The organism is Myxococcus llanfairpwllgwyngyllgogerychwyrndrobwllllantysiliogogogochensis (genome assembly GCF_006636215.1).
Taxonomy (GTDB): domain Bacteria; phylum Myxococcota; class Myxococcia; order Myxococcales; family Myxococcaceae; genus Myxococcus; species Myxococcus llanfairpwllgwyngyllgogerychwyrndrobwllllantysiliogogogochensis.
Window position 1 is genome coordinate 22,486 of sequence record NZ_VIFM01000100.1, and the last position, 14,443, is coordinate 36,928.

A 14,443-nucleotide genomic window follows, 5' to 3' on the forward strand; every position below is an offset into this window, starting at 1 on the left:
CCGTCTCCGGTTCTGGACGCTCCGCGCGTGAGATAGCGCAGATTGCCCTCAGAACGCCACGCGCACGTGCGCGAGAAAGCAGCTCCCCTTGGGAATACGGACAAGAGAGTCCGGCAAGGGGCCTCGGATGCCGGGGCGACGGTCCTTTCGGTCGACGGCGAAGCCATCGAAGCTCTTCGGCCCACTCACCAGAGCCAAAGCCCCGCACTTTGCGACGACACGCGTCCCTTCGCCTCCGGTGACGGAGCAGGTCAACTCCGTCCCTCGCGGAATCACCACAGCGCCCCCCGCTTCGACGTTCTCCGAGACTTCGGCGGTGAAGTCGCCCGGGGCATTCGGGTCGGCGTGGCTCGTGGTGCAGGCCGGAATGAGCGTGCCACCGGCAATGCCCATCCCGCTCGCAACAACCTTGGCCGGGGGCTCTGCCACTTTCGCCGGCGGCGGCGCCTCCACCAACGGTGGGACACTGGCGTCCGCGACCCGCCCAGGTAGTTTCTCCGCCGGTGGAGACTTGCCGTCCGTCGGTGGAGACTTGCCATCCGCCTTCTGCTGCGCTGGCGGCCGTTCACCCCCTGTTGAGGCGCCATGCTTCGCCGGCGCCCCTTCCGGTGGCGGTTGCTCCTTCGTCGCTGCTGCTGCTACCGCTCCTTCGGGCTTCACTACCCGCGGCTCGCCCTGGAGCGGCAACACCGGTGCCGCCGGCTGTCCGTCAGCCATGGCACCCGACGCCGCGACTGCCTCAACAGGGGAAGGACCTGGCGCGGGGCTCTCCAAGCGTTCCGGAGCTGGCAGAACACCTCGTCCTGCAATCGCACCGACGTCAAGGGCAGGCAGCGTGCCGACGCCACTCGTTTCGCCTCCTGCGTGCCGCTGCCCGCTCACGAAGAGCGCCCCGAGGGCGGTCACTGTCACAGCGAGAACGGCGGCCGCGGCGAAGACGACCGTGCGGCGCCGGCGCGGACGCTCGCCCGCCACGGCGACTTCCGGAGCGGAGGGCGTCGAACTCGCGTCCAGGCTCCCGACGGTCGAAGGGACGACCAGAGGCGGTAGGGAGAAGGAGGACGCTGACTTGGAGGCACGGGCAATCTTGGTCGGGTCGACCTTCTTCCCAGGGCCCTCACTGCTGGGTGCCGGCTGGACGGACTCCAGCTCCTCGAGCTCGCCGGCTGCCTCATTTGCACCGAAGACGGTGCCCGACGTCGCAACGAAGCGGCGAAGGACGTTGCCGAACGCCGCGCACGTGGGGAAGCGGTCGTTCAACTCGAGAGAGAGTGACTTCAGGAGGATGTCGACCAGGGTCGGATGGAGCCCCTCCAAGCGGCCACGGATGTACGCCGGGCTCGCCCCTGTTACGCGCTGAATCGTCTCGTAGTCGCTGTCCCCAGCGAAGATGCGGCTTCCCGTCAGCATCTCACCGAGGACAACGGCGAGGGCCCACTGGTCGGCCCTTCCGTCGACCCGCTTTCCCCCTCCTATCAACTGCTCCGGCGCGATGTACGCGAACTTGCCCTTGAACGTCCCGGCGGACGTCTTTTCCCTGTCCTCAAAGTTGGTTTTCGCAATCCCGAAGTCGAGGAGCTTGACGTCCCCGGTGCGGGTAATCATCACGTTGGATGAGCTGACGTCGCGATGAACGAGCTCAATCGGGCGCCCATCCACAGTGATGCGGTGGGCATAGTGCAGGGCATCAGCCACCTCGGCTGCGACGTAGCAGGCGAACGGCACCGAGAGCCTGGTGCCCTTCAATTCGGCCATGCGGAGGAGCCCGCGCAGTTCGACACCGTCGACGTAGTCCATCACCAACATGAGCGACGAGTCGTCACCCTCCTGGAGCTGGAAGGCGCTGATGATGTTGCGATGCCGAAGGAGGGTGGCGACGCGAGCCTCCTCGAAGAACATCTTCCGCCACTCCTGGTCGGCAGCGTTCTCCGGGAGGATTCGTTTGATAGCCACGAGGCGCTTGATACCGAGCGCGCCGACCATTTCCCCCTTGTAGACCTCGGCCATCCCACCCTGGCCGAGCCGGCAGATGATGGAGTAACGCGTCGCTTCCGCCGTCAGCTGGGTGAGCGGTGGTGAGACTGGAGCGGCCCCAATCGAGGGAAAGGGTGGTGGCGGCCCCGCCGCGAGAATCTCGTCATCCGACACGAGGTCCTCTCCACCGTGAAGGTCGAGGTCCACAACCTCCTCGTCAACTTCCTCGGCGACCGCTTTGCTCTCCTGGGACATTTAGAAACTCACGTCAGGCACAACCAGTTGGCGATTCGCGCCGCGGACCTCGTTCCACCGCACCTCAAAGCGTCGCGCCTTCTCCTCGTCGTCAACCTCGAAGGACACGACTCCGCGCACGCTCTCCTTGTGGAGGAGCCCGGACTCTTCGGCGCCCTCCTTCGAGAAGTAGGGGAGGCTGAGGTAGTCGACAGGCATGGCGGCAGCGCCCGAGCCAAGGGTCACGAGGACAGTGCCGGGGAACAGGGTCGCGCTTCCTCGGTTCGTGAGCGAGAAGGTCAAGAAGTGCTTCCTGCCGAAGTGGCAGATTTCTTCGACCTCGAAAATCGCGTCAGCCTTGCGCTCTCGTGCTCCCACCCGACTGCATTGGTGCGTCTGGAGGACCTGCTCATGTAGAGCGCGCGCAGAGGCGTCTCTGAGGCGCTTCGCGAATTCATTCGCATCAGCGGCCCTGAGCTCTGCCACCCGCTTCTCGACTTGGACGTCAGCGGGGACAGCATCGGCGGGTGTGAAGGACACTTGGGTGTCGCCGTCCTCAGCGCGAGCAAGGCGCAGCTCGATGGACAGAGGCTGTGAACGCCCCACCACCGCAACCGACAGCAGAGCTGAAGCGCGCTCCGTTGGAGGGCCACTCCAACCCACCACCACTGTCCCAACGCCAGGAGTACCCACGCTTCGGAAGCGGAAGCGCCCACCCTTCGCCGCGGTGGACGTCGACTCCTCGATGCACGTGTCCGTGCAATGAGGTTCACCGGCGAGTCCTGCTGGAAACAGCAGGTGAACAGCACCGCCAGGCGCCACCTGCACGCGGTAGACGTCCCCTGACGAGTGAGCGTAGGTGTGCCACCGGACACCCGCGCTCAACGGTCGCTGTGCCGCCTCCACATCGACGCCAACCAAGCATGCAAGGACGACGAACAGCACGAATTTCACGAGATGCCTCTCGGGGAGGAGGGGGACTTGTCGCAGAATCCGCCTACCACGGATTGCAACGCGATACCAATACAGCTCCATCACACCCTTCCGTACAACTACCCGTCAATCAGCAACGAGCGCTCGGGGTGGGGTGGTCCATCCTTGAAGCAAGCTGCGCGACCTTCTCGCGAGCCTCCTCCAGGCGGCGTTGAGCAGCTGCGCTGACGGGCGCCAGGCGCACGTCCAACTCCGCCCGACGGAGCTCGTCGCGAGCAACAATTATTTCGGCGCGGTGCCCGCTCACCTGGAGCGTCGTGTAGGCCATCGTCCAGTCAATCTTCATCGCGAACCCTCCTGCAGCAGCGTCGTCATTCCCTCGAGCACCTGGAGGACTCCCTGGAGCCTCCTGGTTCGGTCCCTCGAGGCCTCAATCGCCTTGCCGCGGCGGTGGCCCACAAGGGCCTTCTGCAAGCCCTGCAGCACGTCCTCGAACTTCCACAGCCTCACCACCTCGTCGGCCGTCACGACCGTCATGTCCGCATGCCACTCCGCGGACACCTCGTCAGTCTTGGACCACGTCCCCCGGTACTTGAGGATGGCGAGCCGCCCATCCTCGAGGAGGTAGCCTCCGCGGCCGACGTACTCACCGTCGGGAGCACCTGGCAGCAGCTGACGAGGCGCTGAGTCACCCGCCAGCAACACCCCGCGTACAGGCACACCCTCGTGCGTCGGAATGTCCCAACGCTCATCAGAGGCCCCCTTCTCCTCCAGAGACCGTCGTCGGGTCATTCCCACCTTGAGGTCCATCACGAGCGCCGGCAATGCCGGCTTCGTCAGCTCGACGAGCTGCTCGAGGACGCGTTGCTTTGCTGCGACTTCCTCCGCACGAACAGCTTCGTGCGCCTGGTACTCGGTGAGTACCCCCCCAACCAGCCCCGGCCAATCTACGTGGCGATCACCCCTCATCGCGGACCGCCTTTCGCTTCGCCTTCGGCGCGAGGTTGTACTTTTCCTCAACGCTCGAGCTGATGAAGAGGGAGATGGACATCCGTGCGTCCTTCGCCAGCTTCTCAACCTCCATGGCCGCCCTCTTCGAGGACCACGTCAGCCCGTGCGCGCGGTAGGCGTTGGGTGCATCCTCCGCACGCGGCCGCGGTGCCGCGAGCTCGCCTGTCCACCGCGCCATGTTGTAGTGCGTCGAGCAGAGCCCTTTGGACACGAGCTTCAGATTCCCGCAGCGAAGTCCGTCGGCGCCCGGGGCATAACAACCCTCCTCCGGCTTGAAATGCTTCGGCGGCTTCGGAATGGGGAAGGATTTCCTCTCCGTCATGGCCTCACTCGGACTGTTGTGAAATGGGGAGGCCGACGCCTCCAGGTGCAGCAGCATTTCTCACCTCGCTCCGGGACCCGCCCCGGCTGTGCCACTGGGACTCGCCCCAGCGGGACTTCCGGCAGGGAACGCACGGAAGCCCGGAAAACATAGCGGCCACTTCACTGCGTGTCAATTCCGGATAGCACAAATCCTGCTCTTCTACTGCCCAACGAGGTGGGAGAGGTCGCACGCACCCGCTCTGAGTCACCGTCCGGTCGCACGGTCCTGGCCGCAGCACGATGCCCCCTGTCCCCTATTGCCCCGTCTCAGCAAGCAGCTTCAGCGCCTGGAGCACCAGGTCCTCTGCCGCTGCATACTCGGCCCGTGCTGCGCAGATGCGGCTACGTGCCGCCTCAGTTCCGTCGGAGAGGCGCTGCGCTTCGCGGAGCTCAACCTCCGCTTGAGCATGCCGTGTTGCAAGGGCCTTTCGTTCCTCGTGCGTCAAGGTCTCGACCTCTCACCTGGACCACTAGAAGCCACACGTGTGGAAGTTGCCCGACGCGTAGTAGCGACAGTCGCTGGGCCGGGAGCAGAGTGGGGCGCACTGGTTATTTGAGCCCGGGGCCGAGCACTGGGAACAGAAGCAGCCGGTGGAAGTCCCGAAGGCCGTGACGAGGCTAGAGCAGAAGCCCGCAGAACTGCCGGTGGACTCGGCGCAGTTGTCCGCGACGAGGATGCCAAGGATGCTCGCGCAGGTGAAATGCGTCTTGGGCGTCAATGAGCTGGAGCCATCGGGCGCAGCGCAGACCCCATCCTCACCGATGCCACCGCATTCGCAGGCGCCGGTGCCCTGCGCATCGACAGTGCGGCATAGGCCCGAGCCGCACGCGAGAGTGACGACACGGCCGCCATCGCATCGGACCCACGTGTCGCCAGCACAGTGGCCATAGCGGGACACCCCGGTGCAGGCGCCTCCAACTGCAACGCAGGCGGTACCCTGCTGGTTGGGGACACTGCCTGCAGTGCATTCACAGGCGGTACCGCTCGGTGAGCACGTGGACCTGGCCGGGCAACTGCCGCAGCTTCCGCCGCACCCGTCGGGGCCGCAGGAGCGCCCCGAGCAGCTCGGCGTACACACGGGAGGCACGGTGGTGCAGCGGCCATCCAGCGAGCACGTCTGGCCCGTTTGGCAGCTCCCGCAGCTTCCACCGCACCCGTCGGGGCCGCAGGAGCGCCCCGAGCAGCTCGGCGTACACACAGGGGGCACGGTGGCGCAGCGGCCATCCAGCGAGCACGTCTGGCCCGTCTGGCAGCTCCCGCAGCCTCCACCGCACCCGTCGGGGCCGCAGGAGCGCCCCGAGCAGCTCGGCGTACACACAGGGGGCACGGTGGCGCAGCGGCCATCCAGCGAGCACGTCTGGCCCGTTTGGCAGCTCCCGCAGCCTCCACCGCACCCGTCGGGGCCGCAGGAGCGCCCCGAGCAGCTCGGCGTACACACAGGGGGCACCGTGCCTGCGTCCCGACGAACAAGGCCGCCGTCAACCTGGGGGGCGACCTGGTCGTCGACGTCGACAGGGCCACATGCAGCAACGAGAGCCGTAATGAGAGTGACGCGAAGGAAGTGATGGAGAGGGAGCATGTGGGGCCGGAGAGCAGCTCTCATGCCGGGAGTGGTGAGAGCGAGCCACCTTGGCCGCGGCGTCTCAGCCCGAGACTGGTCGTCCAGTATGAGGACGTCTCTTTCAGATGAGGCGGCTCGACGCGCACTCGTCGGCGCACTCAGAGCCCATCTCGCACCTACCGGATGCTCCATGAGCGCGCTCCATCGCCAGGGCCACGTGCTCGAGCTCCACCGCGGCCGAGACGACTGGGCCCCGCCGGCGGCGCCACCTGGCCCTCGACCCGGTGGGCTACCACCGTGCCGACGCTGCCCGACCGGGTGTCATTTCTATGCGTTCACGCGTGGCGGACGCGGGGGAGCAACCTCTTCGTTCGCGCGGACCAAGTAGCCGAGGAGCATGAGGCCGCCGACCCGCTCAAGGATGTCCGTGCGCCTCGCCGCCGGCAGCATAGGTGCGACTTCCCTGAGGAGAGCTCGCGTCGCCTCGGTGAACACCTGCGCCACTTCCTCTCCGGCATGGCGCTCCATGAGCGCGGCAACCTCTTCGTTCGAGAGGGTTGCCAGTTGAGCCAGGAACTCGGCGGCGTGGATGGCACGGACGTCTCGCATGCCGCGCACCGTACACGAGGTCCCCGTGCGTAGCCGTCCCTTGCGCGCGGTACGTCAGCGCGGCCGGCGGCGCGCCCACCAGTTCCTCTAGCGGGGGCGTCGGCACCGTCGCGGCCGGAAGGGCCCTTCGTGAGGGGGCACGCCGCCGATGAAGTGGTGAGTGCCAGACAACGCGTGCGCACAGCGGTGACACGAGAACTCGGCGCCTCGGCATCCTCTCGATGACGATTGCCCGGGGGGGCCTGAATGACGACACACAGCTGGTGGGCTGTTCTGTTGCTGGTCGCCGGTTGCGCCGGAGTGCCGGAACACATCGGCAGCGGCGATGTGCTCGCCGCGAGCGTGGAGGACTCGGCGGAGTCCTGCGCGCAGTCGGCGGGGGAGTCCGAGGAAGGCTGCTATGCCCCGTCCTGCAGCGAGGAGGAATGTGGCCTCTACCGCTGCGAGGACCTCGCCTCTCCGCCGTATGCGCTGCGATTCCCACCTGCGCAGGCTGCAGGAGGCGCGACAGCGCGCATACAGAGGTTCTGGGGCGGAGCTGTTCCCCTTCCAGGGCGGAAGGCCGTGTTCATCATCCCCTGGTACCGAGAGGACGACCTCCCGAGCGTCAAGGCTGCGAAGAAGGCCATCGCAGAGTGGAGTCGCCGCGAGAAGGAGCGCCACCACATCTTCCCGCGCGCCTTCGAGGTGTACTTCCGGCGGAACGGCATCGACATCCACCAGTACACGCTGCTGGTCGACGTTGCGGAGCATCGGCGGGTGCACGCGGGGAAAGATGGCGGACCCTGGAATCGAGATTGGCGCGTGTGGATTGAGAGTCAGCGAACGCAGCCATCGCGCGCGGCGTACTTCCGCCATGGCGGAGTGATGGTCGAGCGCTATGGTCTCATCGGTGTTCCAATGACGTACTGGCAGAAGCTGGCGGTCACCGCTGCCTCGGGAGAGTGAATGCGCTACTACGCTCTGAGGGAACGACGCGATGTGGAGCGGTCAAAGTGGACCGGGAGCTTCGACTTCGACCGGCAGTGGGGGTTGCCCGGAGTGAAGTGCCCGACCTGCAAGGAGACCTGGGCTGCTGTCGGCTCCGACTATCCGACGGTTGACCTCTCCTCCCTGCCGGAGAAGCGCGAGTTGGAACGGGCGCAGTGCGTGCCCTGGGAGCACTTCGTACAGCTGCGGCAGCGAGTGTTGCCGCTGGTGCCCTCAGGAGCCATCGTTGAGCCGGGCACTGGATTTGGCGCGTTGACCGGGAGGGCCAAAGGGAAATTCCCCCCGGTGGTCATCCACATGCCGTGGATACTCCTCATTCAGCCGGGCCTGGTGACGCGGCTCAACGGACTCACTGGCGCTATCCCAGTCCCTACACGCTTCAAGGCGCGGCCGGGGGTGGCCGACCTGCTGGAGCTTGAGGTGCGGCCTGGGGGAAGTATTCGGGGCGCCGATGCCGGCGAGCCCTGCAGGACCTGCGGCCGCGCGGACTCCGAACTGCCGCTGCCGTCCTTCGGCGAAATGCGCCTGGACAAAGTGCCCACGGTCGATTTTGCGAGAATCTGCCGGACGATCGTGGTCGTCAGCGAGCGCGTCCTCGAGCGGTTGGGGCGGGAGCTGGAAGAGTCGGAGATTGTCGCAGTGGATGTCACAGGCGGGTCCCAGACGGGGACGGGAGACCACCCATCCGGCATCGACGTGTCGCCGTGACTGACGCTGAAGGCCGGGCTGCACGGGCCACCGCCACGGTCACTTCTCCTACTGCCCATTGAACCAGCCGCCACAGCGCACCAGCGGAGGGCCAGTGAGGGAGTCGAGGACTTCGCCACGAGGTCCTCGGCGACAGCGCCGCCGACGAGGTTGCTGAGGATGGCTCGGTCGGGTGGTGGGCGTGACCAGCAGGCAGTAGAGGGGCAGGGTCTTCGTCGACCTCCACCGCAGCCTGTGTTCGCTACAGCACGATTCCAAGTGCCGCACAGATAATCGGGCCGACGACGGGCCAGACCTGCAACACGTCGGCACTGACACCCAGCGTTTCACGTAGCCCCTTGACGATGGGTTTGAGCACGGTCGGGGGCGGTCGACGGTCGGCGGGGAGCGAGCATTGCTCCGCCACGTAGGCGAGCTGCTGGGTTGCCTCGCTCTTCTTCTCTTCTGGGAGGTCACGGCTCCTGTTGACGGCATCCGCAAGCCGCTGAAGGGCGTCCGACAGTTCTTCTTCGCGTTTAGCCGTGCGCGCGATTGACATCTTTATGTGCTGACGGAGTTGAGCGTCACCCGTGGCGGCTGTCACGCTGGAGCCCGGCGAGTTCTCGGCGTGCGCAATACTCCCGTGGTTGCCGTGGATGGTGTGGCCGAAGTTGTTGATTGTCATGGATGATGCGATCTGACGATCCTGCTGGGTAAAGACCATTCCCTCGCCGAGAACACCGTTCTTTACGAGTACTACCGTCCAATCTAGGAGCTTGTCCCGCACAGCCTCTGGAATGGCAGAGATGCTCGCCGCCGACATGCGTTTAAACGGGCGGCGGCGTTGTATCTCGGGGTCCAGCTCCACAAGGAATTCGAGCTCTTCAGGCGTCAGATCGGCATCGACGGCGCCGGACGTGAACGATGCGGCCATCTGGCAGATTGTGCTGATGGCGTGCGGAAATGGGGCCGCTGCAAAGTGAGCGGCGACTGGATTATTAACCCCCAAGTCTACAGGGACCGAGCCATGCACTAGATTGACCACCCTCAGTTGCGAAGGGACATTGCGATAATCTGGCAGGTTCTGCGCGGTTGGATAGCCGTTTTTCTCGCGGTCAATCCATGCTTCAAATTCATCAAGCTTCAGGTTCGATGCAATGACCTTCGCATGGCGAAGGAGCTCGGCCACGCTCGTATTGCTTGCGCGCGTCATGTCTTGTAGTTCGAGAATCGCTGACTTCTGCGGCATTTCGACCTCCAGTCTATTTCTATTCTGAACGCGTGAAGCGCATTACGTCTTGCTAGCACAGTGCGGGCCAGCGGCGCGCTCCGCCACCGAGTTCTCTGCGGATGGTGGCGAGGAGGTAAGGGCCCGCTCAGAAATTACGTGGCCATGAGAGGCGTTCCCATGCCCGGAAAATCCGCCTCCAGGGGCGGAAATCGGACAAGTAATTTCTGAGCGGGCCCTAACCCGGGAGTGGAGTCCTAGTACCAACGCCGTCGATAGGTCCTGGCGGGCACTGAGCTCGTCATGAGCGCCATATTTCTCCTACTGTCCTGCGGCATCGGTCCCACTCGACGGAGAGCGTCAATGCCCCCATGCTTCGGCAACGCATGGGGGCCGAAGGCCGTCGTCAGGCCCGCATTCGCATGAGACTCGCAGCGACTCGGAGCTCCACCTCCACTTCTTCCATCGTCTGAATGCGGCGGCGCGGGACCGGGTGAGTCATGCGCTTGATGATCGAGTTGAAGTGGGCGGCCCCGCGGGAGGAGACCGGGACGACGTCATCGGTGATGCCCGACCCGACCGCTTCAGTTGCGAGTGGCACCTGCTCGCCTCGCGCGAACTCGGCCAAAGTGATACCCAGGGAGTAGACATCACCCGTTTCACCGCACTTGCCGGTAAGCCACTGCTCCCTGGAGCAGTAGTATTCCGTCCCCATGCCGGCTACGGTCAGTGGCTGAAGCACACGGGAGGTCTGGTGGACGAAGTACCCCAGCCCCCAGTCGGCGATGACCGGAGTGCCGTGGCGGGTGAGGAGGATGTTGTCAGGCTTCAGGTCGCGGTGAAGGAAGCCTTCCTCGTGTGCGTAAGCGAGCGCAGCGGACAAGTCGCCACCCCACTTCAAAACGGTTCTCAAGGGGAGCGAGCTGCGTTGGTTGCGCAGGAGGTCGCGTGAACTCTGGTGGCAGAGGTCCATGACGTAAAAGAGGTCCTTGCCACCAAAAACGCTGACCCCTCGGAGCGTGATGATGTTGGGGTGTTCCATTTGGCGAAGCGCGGCGATCTCACGAGCAAGCCGCTTCTTCGCGGTGGGCTCGCGAGCCCACTGCTCATTGAGTTGCTTGCGAGCGAAGCGAGCTCCTTGAGGGAGTGAGGGGTTCAGGGACTCGATGATTCGAATCTCATCAACGCGCCCAAGCCCGCCAGTTCCCAGGTGTCGGACGACCCTGAATCGACACTGCCCAGACTGCAACGATGTTTGAAGCATGAAGCTGCCTTTCCATCCATCGACGGATGGATGGTGTCTCGGCCGTGAGCACTCGGTGAGCCTGTGCGGCGTAGGCGCGCCGGGCTTACAGCAGTGAATTGCCACCACGTCGGCACTTGGCCGGCATGGCAATACACCGTGACATGGCAGTGCTTGACGGTCTGGCGATGGACCGATTAAGAGTCACCTCAGTCGTTCCCACGACTAGGCCGAGAAGACTCGAAGAGCATTGCTCGTCACGTTTTTTCGGAATCTCGGGGCCCGCACGGCCGGAATCCGTGTGGGCTCCTTTTCGGAATATGAGCATCAGGTTGCCGTTGGTTCGCCGGCACCTCCTTGACGTGCGACTGAGTAGGCGAGTGGCAGAAATATCGCCCGCGCCCAATGGCTGTCAAGACCACCAACAAGGTTGCGTGATTTGCGTTCAAACGCAGGTCCTCCGACCCCGTTCGAACGGGGTCGCGCAGCGCCTGACGCAACTGGGTAATTCGCGCGAAATGTCCCGTGAATTAGGTCGGTTAGCTGCTCTTCGAATGCAGTGTCACCAGTAACCCATAAAGCCGGCGCGAGTCACAGCTTGTGCGCGCTGACTTCATTTACCGTTTCGCCCATGAAACGGTAAAGAAATCACCCAACCCAATAGGTAGCCTGAGCGCAAGCGGATGCGTGACGGGGTGACGCGTGGGCGGTCTCCCGCGCCAGGGCCTGTGGCATGACCACATGTTCAGGTGGTTCCCCCTCCCGCGCCGCGGGCGACTGGCGGAGCCGGCGCGGTCGGCGCGCGGCTGGTCCACCACAGCGCGCTTGGCGCGCCCCCCAGGTCCTCGACGAGCAGCTCGTCATCACTGCGCTGGCGGTAGAGAAGTTCGCCAGAGGCACGGGAATGGGAAAAGCCGCAAAACAAGCGCAAGCTGTGGTGACATGCATTCGCGGCACATCTGCATCCCAGCGATGCAGCGTGTCCGGGGGGCCTCATGACGACGCTCAGGTGGTGGGCTGTTCTGCTCCTGGTCTCCGCTGGCTGCGCCGGAGCGCCGGAACACGTCGGCAGCGGCGATGTGCTCGCCGCGAGCGTGGAGGACTCGGCGGAGTCCTGCGCTCAGTCGGCGGGGGAGTCCGAGGAAGGCTGCTATGCCCCGTCCTGCAGCGAGGACGAATGTGGCCTCTTCCGCTGCGAGGACCTGGCCTCACCGCCGTATGCCCTGCGATTCGCTCCTGCCCGCGGGGCAGACGGCGCGACAGCACGCATCCAGAGATACTGGGGCGGAGCTGTTCCCCTTCCGGGGCGGCAGGCGGTGTTCATCATCCCGTGGTACCGGCGGGATGATCTCCCGAGCGTCAAGGCTGCGAAGAAGGCCATCGCAGAGTGGAGTCGCCGAGAGAAGGAGCGCCACCACATCTTCCCCCGCGCCTTTGAGGAGTACTTCCGCAGGAGTGACATCGACATCCACCAGTACACGCTGCTCGTCGACGTTGCGGAACATCGGCGGGTGCATGAGGGGAAAGATGGCGGACCATGGAATCGGGACTGGAGGAAGTGGATTGATGCGAACAGGTTTACGGCCACGCGCGACGACCACTTCAAGCAGGGGGGGCGGATGATCACAAAGTATGGGCTAATTGGAATGCCGATGACGTACTGGCAGACCCTGCGGCTGTACTCCGCCGGAGAATGAGCGATGCGGTACTACACCCTGCAGGAACGCGAAAAGGTGCGGTGGAGTGGCAGGTATGACATGGGCAGGCGCTGGCAATTGCCCGGTGTTTCGTGCCCCACGTGCGGCAACACGTGGGGTGGAGGAGGCTATGACTACCCAGCAGTGGATTTGTCGAGGCTGGGTGGAGGAGCCAAGGCGCTTGAACGCCCGCGGTGCGTCCCGTGGGCCGAATTCGAGGCGCTGAGAGCGAGCGTGTTGCCACTGGTGCCTAGCGGCGCAGTGGTGACGCCTGGGTCGGGCTTTGGCCCATTGACGGGGCGGGCACAGGGACGGTTCGGCCCCGTGAGCGTCCACATGCCGTGGACACTGCTGGTGCGACCGGACGTCGTGCGGCGTCTCGACGGACTGACCGGAGCTGTTCCCGTGCCAGCGACTTTCCGACGTGCCGGAAGCGACGGCGAACTGTTCGAATTGCAGGTACTGCCGGGCGGTACGTTGGTCGGCGAGGACCGCCACAAGCCGTGCAAGACCTGTGGACGTGCCAGTTGGGTCCTGCCGCCGCCCGAGAGGCGGCGCCTGGCGGTTCCACCGTCGTCCGATTTCGCCCGAGCAACGGCGAGTGTGGTGGTGGTAAGCGAGCGTGTTGTCGAGCAACTTGAACGGCAGTTGGAAGAGTCCGATGTCGTCGCGCTCGATGTCAGTGGCTCACCAGGGTACGAGAGGCGGTCCGACATTGCCCCGCCCGCATGAACATCGTGCTCGCAGGACCAGCGTCACTTCTCCTACTGCCCACAGAGCCAGCCGACACAGCGCACCAGCGGAGTGCCCCTGAAGGAGTGGAGGACTTCGCCGCGAGGTCCTCGGCGACAGCGCCGCCTACGAGGCGGATCTGGTCCGCTTCGGGGCACTGCCCGACTTCGTCTGAAAAACTGCCTCCCGGGCGTACCCCAGGGCGACAAGCGCCTGCCCCTCGGTGTTGAGGTAGCCGGGGAACGTGCCTCCGAGAAGTTCGGTGACGAGTGCATCTCTCGTCGCCACAAGCTCCCTGCGGTTCCTCGCGTTGGACGCGACGCGCTGGAGGAGGGCAGGGAACGCCAAGGATGGGGTGTGGGAGCACCGCGCGAAGTGGCGCTCGCGGAATCCGGAGCCGCCATCGAGTTGCTCCAGGACGGCGAATAGGCGGCCGAGGACGAAGGGGGCGGGGAGGGTGCCACCAGGCACATCTCCAAGGGCGGATGCCGCGGCGCCGCCAGAGCGGTGCAGGCATGCGCGGATGAGCCCCGCCCGCGTTTCGAGGTGGAGCGCGTCCTCATCGCCGCCGGCCATCCTCGTCAGGGCGGCGGTGAGAAGTGCGGCCGGGAATGCCTCGCCCGTGAGGATGCACCGTGCAAAGCGCGTGGCCAGTTCCGGACTGAGTTCCCTGCCGGCGCGGCCCTCGAGTGAGCGGAGGAGGGCCCAGACGGGGACGGGCCAGGACGGGGCGCCCCCCAAGCGCAGCTGGGCGTGGAAGCTCCGGACGTTGCTGACGACCTCGGCGAGCTGGGCTTCCAGCATGTCGCGGACGACGGCGCGCCCCTCCTTGCCAGAGAGCGTGGCGCCGTAGAGCCGCGCGCCAGGGCGGAGCAGCGTGTCGACAGGCATGGAGGATTCCGCCCAACGCTTGAGCTCGGTCAGGGTCGGGTCCACCAGCGACAGGAAGCGCTCCGACTCCTCCGCAGGGCCGTCCGTCCACAACACCAGCACCGTGTCCCCGGCGAGCCGAATTCCCTGCCGGAAGTGGCGTGCCCCCGACGCGTCCAGCAGGTGGTTCAGCGCCAGCACGTAGCCGAGCGCGGCCCGTTTGCTGATGGGGGCGTTGGCGCCTTGCTCCAGTCCGTGCGAGGAGAAGGCAGGGGCGCGGAAGGACACCAGCCGCGCCCCCATCCCGCCC

The 14,443-nt window shown here is 65.4% G+C and carries 14 protein-coding genes; 4 read left to right on the forward strand and 10 right to left on the reverse strand.

Annotated elements, in window-relative coordinates; genetic code table 11:
- Positions 1–48 precede the first annotated feature (48 nt).
- The 7 genes from FJV41_RS23920 to FJV41_RS23950 all read right to left on the reverse strand — a co-directional run bounded on the left by FJV41_RS23920 (position 49) and on the right by FJV41_RS23950 (position 6,686).
- Entirely contained in the window at positions 49–2,229 is a 2,181-nt protein-coding gene (locus FJV41_RS23920; RefSeq protein ID WP_141644853.1) for a protein kinase domain-containing protein, read from the reverse strand.
- Positions 2,230–3,162, reverse strand: coding sequence for a hypothetical protein (locus tag FJV41_RS23925; RefSeq protein WP_141644854.1), 933 nt, complete (start codon positions 3,160–3,162; stop codon positions 2,230–2,232).
- Between the two features lie 109 nt (positions 3,163–3,271).
- Complete coding sequence (locus tag FJV41_RS23930) at positions 3,272–3,487, reverse strand: hypothetical protein (protein WP_141644855.1); 216 nt, start codon at positions 3,485–3,487, stop codon at positions 3,272–3,274.
- Positions 3,484–4,110 carry a hypothetical protein gene (locus tag FJV41_RS23935; protein ID WP_141644856.1) on the reverse strand — a complete coding sequence of 209 codons (627 nt, stop codon included), beginning with the start codon at positions 4,108–4,110 and terminating at the stop codon, positions 3,484–3,486. The genes FJV41_RS23930 and FJV41_RS23935 overlap by 4 nt, the downstream gene beginning before the upstream one ends.
- A complete protein-coding gene (locus FJV41_RS23940; RefSeq protein ID WP_141644857.1) occupies positions 4,100–4,531 on the reverse strand; it encodes a hypothetical protein in 432 nt (143 codons plus the stop codon). The genes FJV41_RS23935 and FJV41_RS23940 overlap by 11 nt, the downstream gene beginning before the upstream one ends.
- Positions 4,532–5,484: 953 nt before the next feature.
- On the reverse strand, positions 5,485–5,952 hold the full coding sequence (locus tag FJV41_RS23945) for a hypothetical protein (RefSeq protein ID WP_141644858.1): 468 nt from the start codon (positions 5,950–5,952) through the stop codon (positions 5,485–5,487).
- Between the two features lie 452 nt (positions 5,953–6,404).
- Positions 6,405–6,686: a hypothetical protein gene (locus FJV41_RS23950; RefSeq protein ID WP_141644859.1), complete on the reverse strand. Its 282-nt coding sequence runs from the start codon at positions 6,684–6,686 to the stop codon at positions 6,405–6,407.
- Positions 6,687–6,932: 246 nt separating this feature from the next.
- On the opposite strand from FJV41_RS23950, the gene sitA6 (FJV41_RS23955) reads away from it, so the two are divergent.
- Both sitA6 (FJV41_RS23955) and sitI6 (FJV41_RS23960) read left to right on the forward strand, forming a co-directional pair.
- Positions 6,933–7,634: a SitA6 family polymorphic toxin lipoprotein gene (sitA6, locus tag FJV41_RS23955; protein WP_141644860.1), complete on the forward strand. Its 702-nt coding sequence runs from the start codon at positions 6,933–6,935 to the stop codon at positions 7,632–7,634.
- A complete protein-coding gene (gene sitI6 / locus FJV41_RS23960; RefSeq protein ID WP_141644861.1) occupies positions 7,635–8,384 on the forward strand; it encodes a SitI6 family double-CXXCG motif immunity protein in 750 nt (249 codons plus the stop codon).
- A gap of 241 nt (positions 8,385–8,625) precedes the next feature.
- On the opposite strand, the gene FJV41_RS23965 is transcribed toward sitI6 (FJV41_RS23960), so the two are convergent.
- On the reverse strand, positions 8,626–9,612 hold the full coding sequence (locus tag FJV41_RS23965) for an AbiTii domain-containing protein (RefSeq protein ID WP_141644862.1): 987 nt from the start codon (positions 9,610–9,612) through the stop codon (positions 8,626–8,628).
- A gap of 385 nt (positions 9,613–9,997) precedes the next feature.
- Positions 9,998–10,855 (reverse strand): serine/threonine-protein kinase, encoded by an 858-nt coding sequence (locus FJV41_RS23970; protein ID WP_141644863.1) that lies wholly within the window; start codon positions 10,853–10,855, stop codon positions 9,998–10,000.
- Between the two features lie 974 nt (positions 10,856–11,829).
- Here FJV41_RS23970 and sitA6 (FJV41_RS23975) point away from each other — a divergent pair.
- Positions 11,830–12,531: a SitA6 family polymorphic toxin lipoprotein gene (gene sitA6, locus FJV41_RS23975; protein WP_141644864.1), complete on the forward strand. Its 702-nt coding sequence runs from the start codon at positions 11,830–11,832 to the stop codon at positions 12,529–12,531.
- A 3-nt stretch (positions 12,532–12,534) separates the two neighbouring features.
- Complete coding sequence (gene sitI6, locus FJV41_RS23980; protein WP_141644865.1) at positions 12,535–13,263, forward strand: SitI6 family double-CXXCG motif immunity protein; 729 nt, start codon at positions 12,535–12,537, stop codon at positions 13,261–13,263.
- Positions 13,264–13,389: 126 nt separating this feature from the next.
- Here sitI6 (FJV41_RS23980) and FJV41_RS23985 read toward each other — a convergent pair.
- Positions 13,390–14,443: type I-C CRISPR-associated protein Cas8c/Csd1 (locus FJV41_RS23985; RefSeq protein ID WP_181790888.1), on the reverse strand; the 1,054-nt coding region annotated here is incomplete at its 5' end.